Source organism: Pseudonocardia sp. ICBG601 (assembly GCF_020496245.1).
The window spans coordinates 1-19,664 of sequence record NZ_JAHLJA010000002.1 but is presented as its reverse complement, the minus strand read 5'-3'; the positions used below and the strand labels follow the sequence as shown (position 1 = coordinate 19,664).

Annotated in this window: 14 protein-coding genes and 1 pseudogene; 3 read left to right on the top strand and 12 right to left on the bottom strand. The window is 75.5% G+C overall.

Translation table 11 applies throughout. The annotated features are described in order from the left end of the window. Window positions 1–22: 22 nt before the first annotated feature. From KPL57_RS00180 to KPL57_RS00170, 3 genes are read right to left on the bottom strand one after another with little or no spacing between them, the layout of a single operon-like run. Window positions 23–835: a protein kinase gene (locus KPL57_RS00180; RefSeq protein WP_226349895.1), complete on the bottom strand. Its 813-nt coding sequence runs from the start codon at window positions 833–835 to the stop codon at window positions 23–25. Next, entirely contained in the window at window positions 832–1,644 is an 813-nt protein-coding gene (locus KPL57_RS00175) for an exodeoxyribonuclease III (protein ID WP_226349894.1), read from the bottom strand. Before KPL57_RS00175 ends, KPL57_RS00180 begins: the two co-directional genes overlap by 4 nt. Before the next feature lie 43 nt (window positions 1,645–1,687). Next, entirely contained in the window at window positions 1,688–2,017 is a 330-nt protein-coding gene (locus tag KPL57_RS00170) for a hypothetical protein (RefSeq protein WP_062397696.1), read from the bottom strand. 257 nt (window positions 2,018–2,274) lie between these two features. Between KPL57_RS00170 and KPL57_RS00165 the strand changes: the two genes are divergently transcribed. Further along, on the top strand, window positions 2,275–4,503 hold the full coding sequence (locus KPL57_RS00165) for an NADP-dependent isocitrate dehydrogenase (protein ID WP_226349893.1): 2,229 nt from the start codon (window positions 2,275–2,277) through the stop codon (window positions 4,501–4,503). A gap of 54 nt (window positions 4,504–4,557) precedes the next feature. On the opposite strand, the gene KPL57_RS00160 is transcribed toward KPL57_RS00165, so the two are convergent. The 3 genes from KPL57_RS00160 to KPL57_RS00150 all read right to left on the bottom strand — a co-directional run bounded on the left by KPL57_RS00160 (window position 4,558) and on the right by KPL57_RS00150 (window position 7,423). Then, on the bottom strand, window positions 4,558–5,871 hold the full coding sequence (locus KPL57_RS00160; RefSeq protein WP_226349892.1) for a DUF2252 domain-containing protein: 1,314 nt from the start codon (window positions 5,869–5,871) through the stop codon (window positions 4,558–4,560). A gap of 381 nt (window positions 5,872–6,252) precedes the next feature. Further along, a complete protein-coding gene (locus tag KPL57_RS00155) occupies window positions 6,253–6,561 on the bottom strand; it encodes a DUF3017 domain-containing protein (RefSeq protein ID WP_226349891.1) in 309 nt (102 codons plus the stop codon). 22 nt (window positions 6,562–6,583) lie between these two features. Further along, on the bottom strand, window positions 6,584–7,423 hold the full coding sequence (locus tag KPL57_RS00150) for a bifunctional methylenetetrahydrofolate dehydrogenase/methenyltetrahydrofolate cyclohydrolase (protein ID WP_264197586.1): 840 nt from the start codon (window positions 7,421–7,423) through the stop codon (window positions 6,584–6,586). A 244-nt stretch (window positions 7,424–7,667) separates the two neighbouring features. Here KPL57_RS00150 and KPL57_RS00145 point away from each other — a divergent pair, with 244 nt between their 5' ends. Further along, window positions 7,668–8,336 (top strand): GPR1/FUN34/YaaH family transporter, encoded by a 669-nt coding sequence (locus KPL57_RS00145; protein WP_226349889.1) that lies wholly within the window; start codon window positions 7,668–7,670, stop codon window positions 8,334–8,336. A gap of 154 nt (window positions 8,337–8,490) precedes the next feature. Here the strand turns inward: KPL57_RS00145 and KPL57_RS00140 are convergent, their stop codons facing one another. Further along, on the bottom strand, window positions 8,491–11,832 hold the full coding sequence (locus KPL57_RS00140) for an error-prone DNA polymerase (protein WP_226349888.1): 3,342 nt from the start codon (window positions 11,830–11,832) through the stop codon (window positions 8,491–8,493). A gap of 486 nt (window positions 11,833–12,318) precedes the next feature. On the opposite strand from KPL57_RS00140, the gene KPL57_RS00135 reads away from it, so the two are divergent. Beyond that, a complete protein-coding gene (locus tag KPL57_RS00135) occupies window positions 12,319–13,830 on the top strand; it encodes a M28 family metallopeptidase (protein ID WP_226349887.1) in 1,512 nt (503 codons plus the stop codon). Window positions 13,831–13,852: 22 nt separating this feature from the next. Here KPL57_RS00135 and KPL57_RS00130 read toward each other — a convergent pair whose 3' ends face one another. The 5 genes and pseudogenes from KPL57_RS00130 to KPL57_RS00110 form a co-directional block, all read right to left on the bottom strand. Beyond that, window positions 13,853–15,718 (bottom strand): DNA polymerase Y family protein, encoded by a 1,866-nt coding sequence (locus KPL57_RS00130; protein ID WP_264197564.1) that lies wholly within the window; start codon window positions 15,716–15,718, stop codon window positions 13,853–13,855. Continuing rightward, complete coding sequence (locus tag KPL57_RS00125; RefSeq protein WP_308252760.1) at window positions 15,715–16,815, bottom strand: hypothetical protein; 1,101 nt, start codon at window positions 16,813–16,815, stop codon at window positions 15,715–15,717. Before KPL57_RS00125 ends, KPL57_RS00130 begins: the two co-directional genes overlap by 4 nt. A gap of 271 nt (window positions 16,816–17,086) precedes the next feature. Further along, window positions 17,087–18,646, bottom strand: a complete 1,560-nt coding sequence (gene purH / locus KPL57_RS00120; protein WP_226349885.1) for a bifunctional phosphoribosylaminoimidazolecarboxamide formyltransferase/IMP cyclohydrolase — start codon at window positions 18,644–18,646, stop codon at window positions 17,087–17,089. Continuing rightward, on the bottom strand, window positions 18,639–19,247 hold the full coding sequence (purN, locus tag KPL57_RS00115) for a phosphoribosylglycinamide formyltransferase (RefSeq protein ID WP_226349884.1): 609 nt from the start codon (window positions 19,245–19,247) through the stop codon (window positions 18,639–18,641). The genes purH and purN overlap by 8 nt, the downstream gene beginning before the upstream one ends. A 128-nt stretch (window positions 19,248–19,375) precedes the next feature. Next, window positions 19,376–19,664, bottom strand: a pseudogene (locus tag KPL57_RS00110) (hypothetical protein); the annotation flags it as partial.

Here is a 19,664-nt window from a genome sequence, read left to right as displayed (position 1 = left end):
GGGTTTCCGCCGCCGGGAGTGCTCAGAGGACGGCGAGGACCAGCAGCACGACGACGACCACGGCCAGCACCCCGGCCACGCCCAGCAGGATCCAGCGGTTGCGGCCGAGGTCCCCGCCCGGGGACCGGGGCCGGGCGCCGCGTTCGAACAGCTCGGCGGCCCGGTCGTGGGTCGGGCGCTCGGCCGGGTCGTCGGCGGTGAGGCCGTCCAGGACCGTCGCGAGCGCGCTGCCCGCCGACAGGCGCGGGTCCGCCGCCTCGCGCAGGACGGCACCCAGGCACCACAGGTCCGCGGCCGGGGTGTCGGCGCCCTCGGGGGCGGCGGGCGCACCGTTCCCGCCGGGGCGCGGACCGACCGCGCGGGCGAGGCCGACGTCGGTGAGCAGGGCGCGGCCGTCGGCGGTGACCAGCACCGCGTCGGCGTCGAGGCCGCCGTGGGTGCCGCCGTCGGCGTGCACCGCGCGCAGCGCGGCCAGCACGTCCCGGCCGACGAGCGCGACCTGCCGGGGAGAGGGCGGCGCCGTCTCGACGACCGCACCCAGCGGTCGCGCCTCCGGGTGCTCGGTGACCAGGTACTCGCGCATGTCCCCGGCCGAGGACCGGTCGGTGACCAGGTCCAGCACCCCGACGACCGACGGGTGGCGCAGCCGTCCGGCCGCCCGGACCTCGGTGAGCAGCCGCTCCCGGACCCCCGCGACCGCGGGCAGCGCGATCTCGGTGACGGCGACGGTGCGGCCGGTGATGCGGTCCTCGGCACGGTGGGTGGGCCCGAAACCGCGCCGGCCCAGCTCGTCGAGCAGCAGGTAGCGGCCGCCGACCATCCGGCCGGCGATCACACGGCCCCCAGCCGGACGACGACGGGGGCGTGGTCGGAGAAGCGCCGGTCGTGCGCGGGCGCCCGGTCCACCACGGCCTCGTGCGCGGCGTCCGCGAGCCCGGGCGTGGTGAGCAGGTGGTCGATCCGCCACCCGGTGTCGTTGTCGAAGGCCCGCCCGCGGTAGCTCCACCACGAGTACGGCCCGTCGACGCCCGGGTGCCGCTCGCGCACCACGTCGCGCCAGCCGTGCTCGAGCAGCTTCGCGAACCACTCCCGCTCGTGCGGCAGGAACCCGGAGTTGCGCCGGTTCCCGCGCCAGTTGCGCAGGTCCAGCTCGGTGGGGGCGATGTTCCAGTCCCCGCCGACGACCATCTGCCGCCCGGTCGCGGCGCACCGGTCGAACGCGGTGCGCAGGTGGTCACCGAAGGCCGCGCAGAACGCGTCCTTGTGGTCCTGCTTCTCGGTGCCCGCCATGCCCTTGGGCAGGTACAGCGAGGCGACGGTGAGCCCGCCGGGCAGGTCCACCTCGAGGTAGCGGCCGTCGAGGTCGGTGGTGGGGTCGCCGAAGCCGATCCGGACCGCCTCGGGCTCGTCGCGGCTCAGCACGGCGACGCCGTTGCGGCCCTTCGCCGTCAGCGACGGGGCCAGGCGCAGGTGCCAGCCGCCCTCGTCGAGCGCGGCCAGGAAGGCGGCCGGCAGCTCGTCGGGCCGGGCCCGGACCTCCTGCAGGCAGACCGCCCGCGCGTCGGTCGCGGCCAGCCACTCCAGCAGCCCCTTGGTGGCGGCGGCACGGACCCCGTTGACGTTGACCGTGGCGAGCGCGTTCACACCGCCTACTGTGCCGCACCCCTGATCACGCTGCGCGACGGGTTCAGCACCGGCTGCCCGAGGTCGCGGCGACCGAGTCCACCGGCACCCACTGGTTCTGCTCGGTGAGCTTGCGGAAGCCGCCGTCGACGATCGTCTCGGCCGCGACCTCGGTCCCGACCGGGAGCGTGCGGACCGGCGCCGCCGAGTTGCCGGGCGCCGAGCGCACCGTCACCTGCTCGCCCTGCACGACGACACGGCACCCGGTGGTCTCCAGGTTCCCGGTGACACCGCCGTAGGCGAGTGCGACGACCGTCAGGCCGACACCGATGAGCCCGACCAGCGGCCAGCCCCTCAGGAGCGACTTCCGGGTGAGCCCGAAGACCTTCGCCACCGTCGTTCCCCTCCCGCCGAGCGCTGCCGCGACCACGGTAGCCGGTCCGCGGCCGTGGGCTCGACCATCACGGGGGTGTCGGGCCGGTTACTCCTGCGGGCGTGCGGGGGCGGTGAACAGATAGCGTGTGGCCCAGTCAGCGGGTCGCCGCGCCGGGGACCCGCCCGGTCGTCCCGGGCCCGTCCGCCGGCGCCGTCGCGGCCCGCTCGCTGGACACGGCAGCACACACGACGAGCCGAGGCAGGCCTGAGGACGCGATGAAGCTCATCTACACGTACACCGACGAGGCGCCGGCACTGGCGACCCACTCCTTCCTGCCGGTCATCGAGGCCTTCGCCGGCCAGGCCGGGGTCGACGTGGAGACCCGCGACATCTCCCTGGCCGCCCGCATCCTGGCGAAGTTCCCGGACCGGCTGACCGACGCCCAGCGCGTCCCGGACTCGCTGTCCGAGCTGGGCGAGCTGGCGAAGACCCCGGACGCCAACATCATCAAGCTGCCGAACATCTCGGCGTCGATCCCGCAGCTCAAGGCGGCGATCACCGAGCTCCAGGGCGCCGGCTACGACGTACCGGACTACCCGGAGAACCCGCAGAGCGACGAGGAGAAGGCCGCCCGCGCCGCCTACGACTCGGTCAAGGGCTCCGCGGTCAACCCGGTGCTGCGCGAGGGCAACTCCGACCGCCGCGCCCCGCTGTCGGTGAAGAACTTCGCCCGCAAGCACCCGCACTCGATGGGCGCGTGGAGCTCCGACTCCACCAGCCACGTCGCCACCATGGACGACGGCGACTTCCGCCACTCCGAGACCTCGTTCACCGCCGCCGGTGACGGCGCGGTCCGCATCGAGCACGTCGCCGCCGACGGCACCGTCACGGTGCTGAAGGAGAAGGTCGCGCTGCTGGACGGCGAGGTGTTCGACGGCGCCGTCATGCGTCGCGAGCCGCTGCAGGCCTTCCTCGCCGAGCAGGTCGCCGACGCCAAGGCCAAGGGCGTCCTGTTCTCGGTGCACCTCAAGGCCACGATGATGAAGGTCTCCGACCCGATCATCTTCGGCCACGCCGTCCGCGCCTACTTCGCCGACGTGTTCGCCTCCTTCGCCGACGACCTCGCCTCCGTGGGCGCCGACCCCGACGACGGTCTCGCCTCGATCCTGACCGCGCTGGAGAAGCTGCCCGCCGACAAGCGCGACGCCGTCGAGAAGGCCATCACCGCCGCCTACGAGACCGGCCCGGCGCTGGCCCAGGTCGACTCCGCGCGCGGGATCACCAACCTGCACGTCCCCAGCGACGTCATCATCGACGCCTCGATGCCGGCCGCGATCCGCACCTCCGGCCAGATGTGGAACGCCGACGACGCGCTGCAGGACACCAAGTTCGTCATCCCGGACTCGTCCTACGCCCCGCTCTACGACGAGACCGTCAAGCACTGCCAGGCCAACGGCGCCTTCGACCCGACGACGATGGGCACCGTCCCGAACGTCGGCCTGATGGCGCAGAAGGCCGAGGAGTACGGCAGCCACGACAAGACCTTCGAGATCGCCTCGGCGGGCACCGTGCGCGTCGTCGACGCGGCGTCGGGCGAGGAGAAGCTCTCGCACGAGGTCGGCGAGGGCGACATCTGGCGCGGCTGCCAGACCAAGGACGCCCCGATCCGCAACTGGGTCGGGCTGGCCGTCGAGCGAGCCCGGGCCACCGGCTCCCCCGCCGTCTTCTGGCTGGACTCGGCGCGCGCCCACGACGCGCAGCTGATCGCGAAGGTCGAGAAGTACCTGGGCGAGCACGACACCGACGGCCTGACCATCGAGATCCTCGCGGTCGCCGAGGCCACCCGCTACACCCTGGAGCGGGCCCGCAAGGGCGAGGACACCATCTCGGTCACCGGCAACGTGCTGCGCGACTACCTCACCGACCTGTTCCCGATCATGGAGCTGGGCACGTCGGCGAAGATGCTGTCGATCGTCCCGCTGATGAACGGCGGCGGCCTGTTCGAGACCGGCGCCGGCGGGTCCGCGCCGAAGCACGTGCAGCAGCTGCAGAAGGAGAACCACCTGCGGTGGGACTCCCTCGGTGAGTTCCTCGCGCTGGCCGTCTCGCTGGAGATGCTGGCGTCGAAGACCGAGGAGCCGCTGCGGGCCAAGCTGCTCGGCCAGACCCTCGACGAGGCCACCGGCAAGCTGCTGGAGAACGGGAAGTCGCCGTCGCGCAAGGTCGGGGAGCTCGACAACCGCGGCAGCCACTTCTACATCGCGCTGTACTGGGCGCAGGCCCTCGCCGCGCAGACCGAGGACACCGAGCTGGCCGCGATCTTCGCCCCGCTCGCCGAGAAGCTCGCCGCCGCCGAGGACACGGTCGTCGGTGAGCTGAACGCGGTCCAGGGCGACCCGGTCGACCTGGGCGGCTACTACTACGTCGACCGCGCGAAGACCGACGCGGTCATGCGGCCGAGCGCCACGTTCAACGCGGCGATCGACGCCTTCGCCGGCAAGTAGCCCCACCGCCGACGGCCCGTCCTCCCGCTGCCGGGAGGGCGGGCCGTCGTCGTGTCAGGCCGAGCTGACGCCGGGGATGCGCCCGGAGCGGAACGCCTCCACGAACAGTGCGTGGTCCGCGCGCACGGTCCGGGCGTAGTCGTGGGCGAACTCCACGACCCACTCGACGAACGCGTCCTCCGCGCCCGCGGTGCGCGCCGCGACCGCCTCCTCGACCCGGAAGTCGACGAGTGCGTGGTCGGCGTCGGCGTCGGCCACGCAGTGGATCTTCGCCGTGGCCCGGCCCAGGTCCGCGACGACCGGCGCGATCTCGTCGGGCTCGGTCAGCTCCGACCAGTCCAGGTCCGCCTCGTAGGGCGAGACCTCGGCGACGACGAACCCGACGCCACCGAGCTCGGTCCAGCCCAGCATCGGGTCGGCGTGCGCCTGCAGCGCGCGCTGCGACACCGCCGTCCGGTGCCCGTGGTGGCGGAACGCCGCGGCCACCCGCTCGTCGGTGACCACCCGCGACGGCGCGGCCACGTTGCCCTGCTTCATCGACACGACGATGTCGTTGTCCAGCGCCTGGTTCAGCCCCTCGACCAGCACCGTGTACGTCGGCAGCCCGGCGCTGCCGATGCCCACACCGGAACGCCCGGCGACGTCCTTGACGGTGTAGGCGACGCCGCGGTGACGCCGGGACTCCGGGATCGTGGCCACGTAGACCTCGAACGCGGCGGTGACCGCGGCCTTCTCGTCGTCGTCGAGGGTGCGGACACCGGGGCCGGCACGCAGGATCCGGTCGAAGCCCTCGGTCTCGGTGATCGCGTCGAGCAGCCCGACCCGGGTCCGGGTGCGCGCGGTCTGCAGGACCTGGTGCACCGGGCCGTCGGTGGTGTCCAGGCGCAGGGAGAACGCGTCGTCGTCGCGGTCGGCGAAGTGCCGCACCTGGGCCAGGTAGCTGCGGCAGTAGCGCTCGACGAGCTCGGACAGCGACCGGTCCGACAGCGCCTTGCGCCAGCCGAGCAGGCACAGGCTGGCCGCGAACCGGGTGACGTCCCAGGTCCAGTGGCCGAGGTAGGCCTCGTCGAAGTCGTTGACGTCGAAGACGAGCACGCCGTCGCCGTCCATGTAGGTGCCGAAGTTCTCGGCGTGCAGGTCGCCCTGGATCCAGACCCGGCCGGTGCGGTCGTCGACCCAGGGGTCCTCGCGGCGGGCGACGTCGTCGTAGAACAGGCAGGCGCTGCCCCGGTAGAACGCGAACGGGTCGGCGGCCATCTTCCGGAACTTGGTCCGGAACGCCGACGGGTCGGCCGCCATCAGGTCGTCGAAGGCGGTCACGAGGGTGTCGACGATGTGGCCGCTGCGGTCGGTCATGGCGGCGATCATGCTCGCGGACGGTGGCGGGGACCACCTCCGTCCGTGGGGTGCCGCCGGACCGGGCGCCGCCGACCGGGTGGCGGATCGATCTTCGTTGCGATCAACGGGTGATCAGCGGGGCCACCGTGGGCGACATCACGCAACTCGTCCGGAGCAACCCCCGTCCCGGAGCGGGTGTACCCACCGGTAGAATCTCGTTAGCGATGATCATTATCAGGCCGTCCCGCAGCGCACCGACCGGGGATCTCCCCGCCCGGCCGGGCCGGGTCGTGCGCGCGACCAGCACCGGCCCCGGGCGTCCGGGGAGCAAGCGTCCCGCCGGCCCGCGCAGGCCCCCGACCCGGCGCCCGGCGGGCCCGGAGACGACCGGCGGCTCCCGCAGCTGACCACTCAGCTGATGGTCAGCGAGCCCTGGGTGATCGTCAGCGCCAGCAGCAGGACGACGACGCCGAACCCGCCGTACACCAGCGCGTCGGCGTAGCGGCCGCGGATCGCGAGCAGCCCGACCCGGTCCGGCGGCAGCGCCACCCGCAGGCCCGCGGCGACCAGCATCGCCACCGCCAGCGCCGCGGACCCCTCGCGCCAGTGCTCGGTGACCACCCGCTGCAGCCCGACCAGCGACACACCGAGGACGACGAGCAGCGGCCAGTGCGCCCGCAGCCGGGCCCGCAGGCCGTGCCCGGAGCGGGTCGTCACCATCACCGCCCCCTGCCGCCGCCCGTCACGCCGACAGGCTGCGCTCGGCTGCCTCGACGACGTTCGTCAGCAGCATCCCGCGGGTCATCGGTCCCACGCCACCCGGCATCGGCGCCAGCAGCCCGGCGACCTCGGCGACCTCGGGCGCCACGTCGCCGACCAGGCCCAGGTCGGTACGGGTGACGCCGACGTCCAGCACCGCGGCGCCCGGCCTGATCTGGTCGGCCGTGATGAGCCCGGCCCGCCCCGCCGCCGCGACGACGACGTCGGCCTCCCGCAGGTGCGCCGTCAGGTCCCGGGTGCCGGTGTGGCACAGGGTGACGGTCGCGTTCTCCGAGCGGCGGGTCAGCAGCAGCCCCAGCGGGCGGCCGACGGTCACGCCACGACCCACGACGACGACCCGCGCCCCGTTCAGCTCGACACCGAACCGGCGGCACAGCTCGACGATGCCGCGCGGGGTGCACGGCAGCGGTCCCGGCTCGCCGAGGACCAGGCGGCCCAGGTTGGTCGGGTGCAGGCCGTCGGCGTCCTTGCCCGGGTCGACCCGCTCCAGCGTGGCGCCGGCGTCGAGGCCGTCCGGCAGCGGGAGCTGCACGATGAAGCCCGTGCAGGTCGGGTCGGCGTTCAGCTCGTCGATCGTGTCCTCGACCTGGGCCTGGCTCGCGTCGGCGGGGAGCTCGCGCTGCAGCGAGGTCATGCCGACCTTGGCGCAGTCGCGGTGCTTGCCGCGCACGTAGGCGTGCGATCCGGGGTCGTCACCGACCAGCACCGTGCCCAGCCCGGGGGTCACCCCGGCGGCGGTCAGCTTCTCGACTCGGCCCCGCAGGTCCTCGAGCAGCTCCGCCAACGTCGCCTTGCCGTCCATCACGCGTGCGGTCACCCGGGCATCCTCTCAGGTGACGCCCGGGCCGGTCGAACCTGACCGAAGGACGCGTACGTGCCGCGCAAGTAGGGGACGCCGCCCCCGCGACCTGCGACGACGGTCCGGTTGCGTGCGACCGGGGTACAGGTCGGGGTCTGGTCGTACGGAGGGGCGAAAAACGATCTCCACGAGAGCAGAATCACACCGCCGGTGCACGACCGGTCACGAACTCGACGAGGAGTTTTCCATGAGCGTGGAGAGCGACACCGCGGGGGCGCAGGCCGCTGCTGCCCCGCCCGCCCCGGCAGCAGCCGCCCCGGCTGCCAACCCGGCCCTGATGGGCCTCATCTGCTTCCTGCCGTCCGGCATCACGCTAGGCCTGTGGTTCGTGGGCTACCTGGACACCACCGCACTGCCCGGCGGCATGATCCCGATCGTGACCTTCTCGGCGGGCCTGTTCCTGCTGCTGTCGGCCATGGTCGCGCTGCGCGTCGGGGACAGCGTCACCGCCGCGATCTTCGGTGTCTTCTCCGCGTTCTGGACCAGCTTCGGCGTGCTGCTCATGGCGCTGAACAACGGCTGGATCATCGACGCCGGCACCGGACAGGCCCTGTCCACCGAGCAGGTCGGGTCGATCCAGTCGGCCTACCTGCTCTCCTTCACCCTGGTGTTCGTCCTGCTGACGCTGGCGACGCTGCGGCTGCCGCTGATGTTCACGATCGGCTTCGTGCTCGTCGACATCACCTTCGTGCTGGCCTACATCGGTGTGACCGCGGGCAACGCGGGCCTGTTCCCGATCGCCGGGATCACGACGTTCGCGTTCTGCATCGTTTTCGCCTACATCCTGTTCGACGCGTTCGGCCAGACCCTGGGCGGACGCGCGATGTCGATGGGCGGGCCGCTCGTCAAGTCCTGACCCCGTCGCGACCGCCCGCGGGCCCCGCCGGTTCCTCCGGCGGGGCCCGCGGCGTGCCCGGTTCCGGTGGTCCGCGTGTCCCGGTGGTCCCGGTGGTCGGGGACCGCGGGGCCCGGCGGTCGCGGGGGCCCGGCGCCGGGCGCGGGCGGGACGGTCAGCGGAAGTCCCGGGACACCACCTTCACCGCCAGCGGCATCCGCTGCAGCCGGTCGGCCAGCAGGTTCAGCACGCCCTCCGGGCTGCGTTCGAGCCGGCCCCGGACCAGCAGCCCGGCGCTCCCCAGCGCCACCGACCGGTAGCGCGCCCACAGGCCCTCCGAGCAGGTCACGTTCAGCATCCCGGACTCGTCCTCGAGGTTCACGAACGTCACCCCGCGCGCGGTCGCCGGGCGCTGGCGGTGGGTGACCAGTCCCCCGACCAGCACCCGGGCCGGGGTGTCCGGGCCGGCGTGGCGGCCCACCTCGTCGAGCCGGTCGATCCGGACCGCACCGAGCGCGTCGAGGTCCGCGCGCAGGTGCTGCACCGGGTGGCTGTCCGGGGAGACGCCGGTGGCCCAGACGTCGGAGACGGTCAGCTCCGCCTCGGTCATCCCCGGCAGGGCCGGCGCGTCGAACCCGACGGCGGTGCCCGGCAGGTGCTCGGGGCGCACCCCCGCGACGACGCCCGCCGCCCACAGCGCCTCCCGCCGCTCCACCCCGAAGCAGCCGAACGCCCCGGCCGTCGCCAGCGCCTCGGCCTGCGGGCCGGTCAGCCGGACCCGGCGCGCCAGGTCGGGCAGGTCCGCGAACAGGCCGCCCGCGTCGCGCTCGGCGTCGATGACCCCGGCGAGGTCCGCGCCGACGGTGCGGACACCCGCCAGGCCGAGCCGGACCGCCCGGCCGCCGGTGCTGTCGTCGTCGGGTTCGAGGACGGCGTCGGCCCGCCCGGCGTTGACGTCCGGCCGGTGCACCCGCACGCCGTGCCTGCGGGCGTCGGCCACCAGCGACTGCGGCGAGTAGAAGCCCATCGGCTGGGCGTTGAGCAGGCCCGCGCAGAACGCCGCCGGGTGGTAGAGCTTGAACCACGCCGAGTAGTAGACGAGCGCGGCGAAGCTGATCGAGTGGCTCTCCGGGAACCCGAAGTTCGCGAAGGCCAGCATCTTGGCGAAGATCCGTTCGGCGAGCTCGCCGGTGATCCCGTTCGCGGCCATTCCGTCGTAGAACCGCCCGCGCAGCCGTTCCATCCGCTCGGTGGACCGCTTGGAGCCCATCGCCCGGCGCAGCTCGTCGGCCTCGGCCGCGGTGAACCCCGCGACGTCGACGGCGATCTGCATCATCTGTTCCTGGAACAGCGGGATGCCCAGCGTCTTGTGCAACGCGGGCTTGAGCAGCGGATGGTCGTGGTCCCAGGTCTCGAGCTCGTTGCGCCGCCGGATGTAGGGGTGCACCGAGCCGCCCTGGATCGGGCCGGGCCGGATCAGCGCGACCTCGACGACGAGGTCGTAGAACTCGCGCGGGCGCAGCCGCGGCAGGGTGGCCATCTGGGCGCGGGACTCCACCTGGAACACCCCGACCGAGTCCGCGCGCGACAGCATCGCGTAGACCTCCGGGTCGGACTCGCCGATCGCGTGCAGCTCGATCCGCTCACCGGTGACGGTCGTGACCAGGTCCACCATCAGGTGCAGCGCGGTGAGCATGCCCAGCCCGAGCAGGTCGAACTTCACCAGCCCGGCCGCGGCGCAGTCCTCCTTGTCCCACTGCACGACGGTCCGGTCGGCCATCCGCGCCCACTCCACCGGCACGACCTCGGACACCGGCCGGTCGCAGATGACCATGCCGCCGGAGTGGATGCCCAGGTGCCGGGGCGCACCCATCAGCTGCCCCGCGAGGTCCAGCAGCAGCGGCGGCATCTCCTGCGGGAGCTCGCTCGCCTCCAGGGCGTGCCAGCGTTCGACGCGCCTGCTCCAGGCGTCCTGCTGGCCGGGTGAGAACCCGAGCGCGCGGGCGGTGTCGCGGATCGCCGACCGCGGCCGGTAGGTGATGACGTTCGCGACCTGCGCGGCGAACAGCCTGCCGTAGCGGCGGTAGACGTACTGGATCGCCTCCTCGCGGCGGCCGGACTCGATGTCGAGGTCGATGTCGGGGTAGCCGTCGCGGTCCGGGGACAGGAACCGTTCGAACAGCAGCCCGTGCCGGACGGCGTCGACGTTGGTGATGCCCAGCGCGTAGCAGACCGCCGAGTTCGCGGCCGATCCCCGGCCCTGGCAGAAGATGTTCGACCGGCGGCAGAAGTCGACGATGTCGTGGACGATCAGGAAGTAGCCGGGGAAGTTCTTCGCCTCGATGATCTCCAGCTCGCGCTGCACGGTGTGCGCCGCGAACGGGTTCTCGTCACAGCTGCCATAACGCTCCATCCGGCCGCGTTCGGTCAGCACCCGCAGCCAGGTCGTCTCGGTGTGCCCGGGCGGGACGTCGAACGGCGGCAGGTCCGGCGCCACCAGGTGCAGCTCGAACGCCAGCTCCCGGCCCAGCTCCGCCGCGCGCTCCACCGCGCCGGGGTGGCGCTCGTCGAACCGCAGGGCCATCTCCCGCCCGGACCGCAGGTGCGCGGTGCCCGCCGCGGGCAGCCAGGGGTCGATCTCGTCGAGGCTGCGGCGGGCCCGGACCGCGGCGACGGTCGCGGCCAGCGGGGCCCGGTCGGGGGTGGCGTAGTGCGCGCCGGTCGTCGCCACCGTCGCGACGCCGGCCCGCTCGGCCAGCGCGGCCAGTGCGTCGTTGCGCTCGGTGTCGCCGGGCTCGCCGTACACGGTCAGCTCGACCCGCACGTTCCCCGCGCCGAAGCGCGCGACCAGCCGGTCCAGCTCCGCCGCGGCGGCCACCGGGCCCGAGCGGTCCAGGGCGCGGCGCACCGCGCCCTTGCGGCAGCCGGTGAGCACGACGACCTTCCCCGCGGTGTCGGCGACGACCTCGTCCGGGTCGTAGACCGGCCGCCCCTTCTCCCCGCCCCGCATCTGCGCGGTGGAGATGGTGCGGCACAGCGCGCGGTACCCGTCGGGGCCGCGGGCCAGCAGCAGCAGGTGCTCGCCCTCGGGGTCGGCGACGCCGTTCTGCGGGGCGGTCAGCCCGGTGCTCAGCTCGGCGCCGAACACCGTGCGCACCCCGAGCGCGCGGGCCGCCTCGGCGAACCGAACGACCCCGTACATGCCGTCGTGGTCGGTGAGCGCGACCGCCTCCAGCCCCATCTCGGCAGCACGCTCGACCAGCTCCTCCGGGGCGCTCGCGCCGTCGAGGAAGCTGAAGTGCGAGTGGCAGTGCAGCTCCGCGTACGGCACGACGCCCGGCCCCGCCGGGTGCAGGTCCTCGGGCGGCTCGTAGGGGCCGCGGTGGACGGACCAGGCCGGTGCGTCCCCGCCGTCGGCCTCCGGGCCGCCGCGCAGGCTCGCGCCGTCGCGCACGGAACGACCCGACAGCGCACTCTCCAGCTCCGCCCAGGGGACGTCCGGGTTCTGCCAGCCCACCCGTGCAGCGTACTCGAACACAAGTTCGAACGTCGAGCGCCGGGTTCCGCGGACGGGCGTCGCCGTGCGGGCCGGCCGGCTGCTCCCCAGCGCCGGTCGGCCCCGCACGGCGGGTCCGGGCTCCGGCGCGGCACACCGGCCGCTCCCCAGCGCCGGCCCGCGGGCCACCCGGACGTACCCATCCGGTGCCGGCAGGTGGTTCGTGGACCGCCCCGCCGACATCTCCGAGTTCACCAGCCGAACCTGTGGAACGACTGAGACCCCGGTGTGGATCGACCGAGGATCACCGCGGCCCCGGGTCGCGCCGGGTCGTACCGTCGTGTTCGTGACGCCGTGTCGTGATCGTCGGTTCACCGCACGGCCACGCCCGATGGCGGATGCTGGTCCGACGCCGCGGCGCCCGACCGGTACCGCGCACGCACGAGGAGCGCCGGACACCCGGCGCGGACGAGGCCCGGCACCGGGCCGGACGGCAGGGGTGGCTCCATGGGACGGGCGAGCACGACGGGTGGCCGGCACCGGCCACGCCTCGGGAACCGGCTTGTCAGGCTCGCGGCGGCCGGGGTGGCCGTCGTCGCGCTCGCGGCCTGCGCGGACGTCCCCGCGGCGCCGGGCACCGCGACGATCGGCACCACCGGCGGCGGGAGCCAGGGGGCCGCGCAGGGCGACCCCGGCCTGCCGCAGCGGCTCGCGGCCGCGGTCGGCGGCGACGGCGCCTACGCCCACCTGCAGCAGTTCGAGAAGCTCGCCGACGCGAACGATGGCAACCGCGCGGTGGGCACCCCCGGGTACGACGCGGCCGTCGACCACGTCGTCGGGACCCTGCGTGCGAGCGGGTTCGAGGTGTCGACCCCGTCGTTCGAGGTGCGCACCTTCTCCGCGGGCGACGCACGGCTGACCGTGGCCGGCGCACCGGTGACGACCGAGGTGCTCGGCTTCTCCCCCGCCACCCCGCCCGGCGGGCTGACCGCGCCGCTGTCGCTGCGCCCGCGCACCCCGCAGGACCCGACACCGGGCTGCGACGCCGCCGACTACACCGGGATGCCGGCCGGGGCCATCGCCGTCGTCGAGCGCGGGACCTGCGAGTTCGGCCAGAAGTCCCGGCTCGCGGGGGCGGCGGGCGCGGCGGCGGTGATCGTGGTCAACACCGAGGACGCGGCCCTGCCCGCCACCCTCGGCGACACCCCGGGGGTCGTCCCGACGGCGGCCGTGACGAAGACCGCCGGAGCCGCCCTGCGCGACGGCCAGCAGGCGTCGCTGGTGCTCGACACCACGATCCGGCAGCAGACCTCGCGGAACGTGATCGCCGAGACCACCACCGGCGACCCGGGCCGGGTCGTGGTCGCCGGGGCCCACCTCGACAGCGTGCCCGAGGGCGCCGGCATCAACGACAACGGCAGCGGCAGCGCCGCCCTGCTCGAGATCGCGCAGAAGCTCGGCGGCTCCCCGCCGGTCGGCCAGAAGGTGCGCTTCGCGTGGTGGGGCGCCGAGGAGATCGGCCTGGTCGGCTCGACGAAGTACGTCGAGGGCCTGTCCGAGGCCGACCGCGCGCGGATCGCGCTCTACCTCAACTTCGACATGGTCGGCTCGCCGAACCCCGGCTACCTCGTCTACGACGGCGACAACTCCGACGGCCTCGGCGGCGAGGCGGGCCCGCCCGGCTCCGACACCGCGGAGCGCGTCCTGACCGAGGCGCTGGTCGGGGCGGGCGTGAACGGCCCCGAGGGCACCGCGTTCGACGGGCGCTCGGACTACGGCCCGTTCATCGAGGCCGGCATCCCGGCCGGTGGCCTGTTCACCGGCGCCGAGGAGCAGAAGACCCCGGAGCAGGCGCAGAAGTGGGGCGGCACGGCGGGACAGTCCTACGACCCCTGCTACCACACGGCCTGCGACCGGCTGACCAACATCGACCGGACCGCACTGGACCGGAACGTGACGGCGATGGCCTCGGCGATCGGCCGGTTCGCCGTCGACCTCACCGGGATCCCGCAGCGCTGACCCGCCCGCGGCGGCCGGTGGCTCAGTCGTAGACACCGGTCACCTCCCAGCGGCCGCCGCGGTGCACGAGCAGCAGGGCCGTGCCGTCGGCGAGCACGACCTGCAGCCGGACCGCGGGCCCGGGGCCGTCGGGGGCCCACCAGCGGGTGTGCACCGGCCAGGGTCCGGCCCAGCCGGTGACCTCCCGGTCCGGGCCGCCGCCCGCGACCCGGCGCGGGACGCCGTCGAGCAGGTCCGGCGCGGCCGGGCACACCTCGGCACCGTCCGCGGCGAGCAACCGGACCGGGACCGGGTCCGGGGGCACCGTCGCCGGGGACGGTGCCGGGAGCCGGCCGGGCCAGGTCGCCGGGGGGTCGGCGGGTGGCCGACGCCCGGGAGCGCGGCGGGGGTGTGCGGTCCCGTTCCGCTCCCCGTCCCGGGGCCGTCCCGCGGGCCCGGCCTCTCCCGGCTCCTTCTCCGCGGCCTCGTCGGGCACGGCGTCGCCGGGACGTGCCACCGCCGGCCGCCCGGGGGCCGGTCCGGGCGGCTCGGGGTCCGCCTGCTCCGCATGCCCGGGGGCACCGGCGGCGCCGTCCCGCGCGGGAGCCACGGGTCCCGGCCGGGCGGGGACCGCCGTGTCCTCGACCACCCGCTCGTCGCCCCACGGCACCAGCCGCACCCGCTCGCCCGGGTCCCGGCCGCCCGCCGGGACCGCGGTGAGCACCGCCTCCGGCCCGAGCAGCGCCTGCACCCGGACCAGGGCCCGCCCGGCCCGCTCGTCGCCCTCGCCGACGTCGCCCCACAGCCCGCGCTGCAGCGCCCCGGCGACCACGGTGTCCTCCGGGGTGAGCCGCAGCGCGACCAGCGTCCCGGAGCCGCCGCGCCCGAGCCACGAGTCGAGCTGCCAGCGCACCCGGTCCACCGTCCCGGACGGTGTCAGCGGCTCGGCGCACCGCCAGACCCTCAGCAGCTCCTCCCCGCTCTCCGTGCGTGCGTGCACCCCCAGCCGGGTGCAGGCCAGGCCGTGCCCGGCGAGCGCGGTGTGCAGCCGGGTCGCGAGTGCCCGCGCGGCGAAGGCGGCCGCGTCGACCCTGTCCACCGGCGGGTCCAGCTCGACCGCCGCGGACAGCTCCTCCGGCGGGACCCGGCGCGCGGGCGGGCGGGGGTCGAGTCCACGGGCGAGCCGGTGCGCGACCACCGCGTCGGCGCCGAAGCGCGAGGCCACGTCGGCCTCCGACAGCGACGCGAACGCCCCCAGCGACCGCAGCCCCAGCCGGCGCAGCAGGTCCACCAGCGCGGCCCGGTCGACGTCGGGGTCCCGGTCCAGCTCGGCGACCTCCAGCGGTGCGAGGAACTCCGCCGACCGTCCCGGCGGCACCCCGCGGCCCCGGCGGGCGGCGAGCGCGGCGGCGAACATCCCGTCCGCGACACCGATCTGGCACTCGGTCCCGGCGTGCAGCGCGACCTGGTCGATCAGCCGCTCCACCGCGGCGCGCTCCCCGCCGAACCAGCCGACCGGACCGCGCGCGGGCAGCACCAGCAGCCCCGGCCGCACCACCTCGACGCCCGGGGCGAGCGCCTCCACCGCGGCGGCGACCGGCTCGAACAGCCGGGCGTCGCGCCCCGGGTCGGGGGCGAGCACCACGAGCTCCGGGCACCGGGCCTGCGCCTCCCGGCGCCGCAGCCCCCGGCGGACCCCGTGCCGGCGGGCCGTCGCCGAGCAGGCCAGGACCCGGTTGGCGTGCAGGACCGCGGCCGGCCGGTCCGCCGGGACGTGCGCGGCGCGGGCGGCGGCGGTGACCGGCCAGTCCGGGGACCAGACCGCCAGCACCCGCGGGTCGGGCTCCGCCCGCCCACCGCCGCCCGTGCCCGGCGCGCCGACCGCCTCCGTCGTGCCGGGCGTGCTCATCCCGCCGCCCGGGCCACGGGTCGCGCGACCGGGACCTCGCCCACCGCTGCCGCGGAGACCGCGGGCACCGAGGCGATCGCGGGCACCGAGGCGATCGCGGGCACCGACGGCACCGCGGGGACCGCGGGCGCCGCCGGGGCGGCGACGACCGTCCCTCCGGGGCCCGGGAGGAGCACCTCCACCCCCCACCCGGCCGGGCCGATCCCGCGCCCCTCCGCCCGGACCTCGACCCGCCGGGACCGCAGCCGCCCCGTCCCGCGGCCGACGCCCTCCCAGCGCGGACGGGTGCAGTGCAACCGCAGGTCGGCACCCGGCCACCCACCGAGCGCCAGCAGCACCGCACCCCGCTGCCGGGCCCGCGCGGCGAGCCGCTGCCGGTCCCCGGCCCGCAGCCCGGCCCGCTCCGGCCCGGCCACCACCACGAGGTCCAGCCCGTCCAGCAGCGCCGCGGTCACCCGGACCAGGTCCGCGCCGGGGTCGGGGACCAGCGCCAGCCGGTCCAGCCGCACGCCCGCCTCGGCCGCGGCCGTCGCGCCGAGGCCGGGACGGCCGACCACGCCCGCCCACGCGCCCTCCGCGGACGCGGCGGCCAGCAGCGCGAACAGCAGCGACCCCGCGCCGGACCCCACGCCCACCGCCACGGTGGACCCCCGCCGCAGGCCCCCGCCGGGCAGCAGACCGGCCAGCGGCCCCGGCACCGGCAGCAGGTCGGCCTCGGTCACCGGACGCGCCTCGACCGTCCCGGCGCTGCGGGCCGGGGGCTCCGGCTCCGGGCAGGGCCCCACGGGCCCCGGCCGGGTCCGCTCCAGACCCGCCCGGGTCTCCGTGCGGCGCAGGACGTGCCGGGCCCGAGCGAGCCGCTCGGCGGCCGAGCCCGCCGGGGACCCCGGCCCCCCGGCCGGGCCCCGCGCCCCGGGCAGCGGCTCCCGCCCGCCCCCGGGGGCACGTGACCCGGCCCCGACCACCGGCCCGGACCCCTCCGGACCGGTGTCGTCCCCGACGTCGACGCCGGCTCCCCCACCGACACCGCCGACCACCCGGCCGACCGCCGCCGCTCCCCCGACGACGACCGGCCCCTCGCCCGCACCGACGCGCACCGCAGTACCTCCCCGCCACACACCGCGCCACGACCGAACGGCCGCGACCTCGCCCGGCGCGCCGCGGGGAAGGCGACGCGTGCTCGAACTGACGTTCGAAGCATAGGGCCTGTGCCGCCGCTCCGCATCCCCCGGGTGGGGGTGGTGACGACGACGGGAGGACCGTCGCACGCACCCCCGACATTCTCGGCCGGAACACCCCCCGACCTGCGGGAACGCCGACGGCCCGGGCCGCGCGAGGCGATCCCGGGCCGTCGGGGTGAGCGGTGGGTCAGTGGGCGAAGTGCCGCGTCCCGGTCAGGTACATCGGCACGCCCGCCTTCGCGCAGGCCGCGACGACCTCGTCGTCGCGGACCGAGCCGCCGGGCTGCACGACGGCGGCGACACCGGCGTCGAGCAGCACCTCCAGCCCGTCGGGGAAGGGGAAGAACGCGTCGGAGGCGGCGACCGAGCCGCGGGCCCGGTCCCCGGCCCGGGTCACGGCGAGCTTCGCCGCGTCGACCCGGTTGACCTGGCCCATGCCGACACCGACCGCGGCGCCGTCGTGGGCGAGCAGGATCGCGTTGGACTTCACCGCGCGGCAGGCGCGCCAGGCGAACGCGAGGTCGTCGAGCACCTCGGGGGCGACGGCGTCGCCGGTGACGAGCTTCCAGGCGGCCGGGTCGTCGCCGTCGGCGTCGACGAGGTCGCGCTGCTGCACCAGCAGCCCGCCGGAGATCGGGCGGAGCTCGGTGCCGGTGCGGGCAGCGCCGTCGGGGATGCGCAGGACGCGGACGTTCTTCTTGCGCTGGAGCACCTCGAGGGCGCCGTCGGCGTAGCCGGGGGCCACGACGACCTCGGTGAAGATCTCGGCGACCTGCTCGGCCATCGCGACCGAGACCTCGCCGTTGACCGCGATGACCCCGCCGAACGCCGACACCGGGTCGGTGGCGTGCGCCTTGCGGTGGGCCTCGGCGACGTCGGCGCCGACCGCGATCCCGCACGGGTTGGCGTGCTTGATCACCGCGACCGTGGGGCGGTCGCCGTGGTCGTGCGCGGCGCGCCAGGCTGCGTCGGCGTCGACGTAGTTGTTGTAGGACATCTCCTTGCCGTGCAGCTGCTCGGCGCCGGCGAGGCCGGAACCGGTGCCGTCGGTGTAGAGCGCGGCGGACTGGTGCGGGTTCTCGCCGTAGCGCAGCGGGCGCTCGCGGGTCCAGGTGGCGCCGACCCACTCGGCGGAGGCGTCGTCGTCGCCCGTGGGGAACTGCTCGCCCATCCAGGTCGCGACCGAGACGTCGTAGGCGGCGGTGTGCCGGTAGGCGTCGGCGGCCAGCCTGCGGCGGTCCTCCACGACGAACCCGCCGGCGCCGACCTGCTCGAGCACCCAGGCGTAGCGCGACGGGTCGACGACGACCGCGACGCTCTCGTGGTTCTTCGCCGAGGCCCGCACCATCGCCGGGCCGCCGATGTCGATCTGCTCGACGGCCTCGTCGCGGCTCGCGCCGGACGCGACGGTCTCGCGGAACGGGTAGAGGTTGGACACCAGCAGGTCGAACGGCGCGATGTTCAGCTGCTCGAGCTGCGCGAGGTGCTCGGGCTTGCGGGTGTCGGCGAGCAGCCCGGCGTGCACCCGCGGGTGCAGGGTCTTGACCCGGCCGTCGAAGCACTCGGGGAACCCGGTGACCTCCTCGACGGGGGTGACCGGGACGCCGGCGTCGGCGATCCGCTGTGCGGTGGAGCCGGTCGAGACGATCTCCACCCCGGCGGCGTGCAGCCCGGTGGCCAGGTCGAGGAGACCGGCCTTGTCGTAGACGCTGATCAGGGCCCGGCGTACCGGCCTGCGCTCACTCACTGTTCACCTCGTGGGGTTGGGCGGCGGTGGCGAACCGTCGCACGGTCGCGACCAGCAGCCGTCGTTCCTCGGTCTTGATGCGCTCGTGCAGGGAGGTCTCGTCGTCGCCCGGGAGCACGGGGACCTCCGCCTGCGCGAGCACCGGTCCGGTGTCGAGCCCGGCGTCGACCTCGTGCACGGTCGCGCCGGTGACGGGCACCCGGGCGGCCAGCGCGTCCCGGACGGCGTGCGCGCCGGGGAACGCCGGCAGCAGCGCCGGGTGCGTGTTCAGCATCGGGCATCCGAGCGCGTCCAGGAAGGCCGGGGAGACGAGCTTCATGAACCCCGCCCCGACGACGAGGCCCGGCCGGTGCGCGAGGACGGCCGCGGCGAGCGCGGTGTTCCAGGCGTCGCGGTCGGGGTGGTCGGCGACCCGCTCGACGAAGGTGGGGACACCCGCGGCGCGGGCCCGGTCGAGCCCGGTGGCACCCGCGCGGTCGGCCCCGACCCCGACGACGGCGAACCCGGCGCCCGCGGTGTCGAGCAGTGCCTGCAGCAGGGTGCCGCTCCCGGAGACGAGGACGACGACCCGCAGCGCCCCGTGCCGCTCCTGCGCGCCCACCGTGTCCCTTCCTCGCCGGTCCGGGCCGCTCCACGGCCCCTGGCCAGGGTAGACGCGCCCCCCGACGACGACGGCGCCCGGTGCGGTGGCCCGGGTCACCCGGCCCGGCCGGGGCCCGGGGCGTCGGGTCAGTCGTCCCGGGAGCGGTCGCGGGGGCGCGTGATGCGGTCGGTCCGGTCCTCGGCACGCCGGCCGGTCGGGTCGGCCGCGCGGCGATCGCCGGGCCCGTGGTCGTCCGCGTCGTCGATGTCGTCCACGTCGTCCGTGTCGTCCGCGTCGTCGCCGTGGTCGAGGTCGGTGGTGTCCTCGTCGATGGCGGCGCGGCGGGCGGCCGTGCGACCGGCTCCGTCGGGCTCCTCGTCGGGGACGGCGTCGGGGTAGGGGTAGAAGTCGTCGTGGCCCCCGTCGTCGTCCACG

Excerpts from the sequence above, each read along its gene's own strand:
- KPL57_RS00150 (WP_264197586.1), bottom strand. The coding sequence starts at position 7,423 with ATGGACGGCAAGGCGACGTTGGCGGAGCTGCTCGAGGACCTGCGGGGC.
- KPL57_RS00135 (WP_226349887.1), top strand. The coding sequence starts at position 12,319 with ATGGGACGGGCGAGCACGACGGGTGGCCGGCACCGGCCACGCCTCGGG.
- KPL57_RS00130 (WP_264197564.1), bottom strand. The coding sequence starts at position 15,718 with ATGAGCACGCCCGGCACGACGGAGGCGGTCGGCGCGCCGGGCACGGGC.
- KPL57_RS00160 (WP_226349892.1), bottom strand. The coding sequence starts at position 5,871 with ATGATCGCCGCCATGACCGACCGCAGCGGCCACATCGTCGACACCCTC.
- KPL57_RS00155 (WP_226349891.1), bottom strand. The coding sequence starts at position 6,561 with ATGGTGACGACCCGCTCCGGGCACGGCCTGCGGGCCCGGCTGCGGGCG.
- KPL57_RS00165 (WP_226349893.1), top strand. The coding sequence starts at position 2,275 with ATGAAGCTCATCTACACGTACACCGACGAGGCGCCGGCACTGGCGACC.
- KPL57_RS00145 (WP_226349889.1), top strand. The coding sequence starts at position 7,668 with ATGAGCGTGGAGAGCGACACCGCGGGGGCGCAGGCCGCTGCTGCCCCG.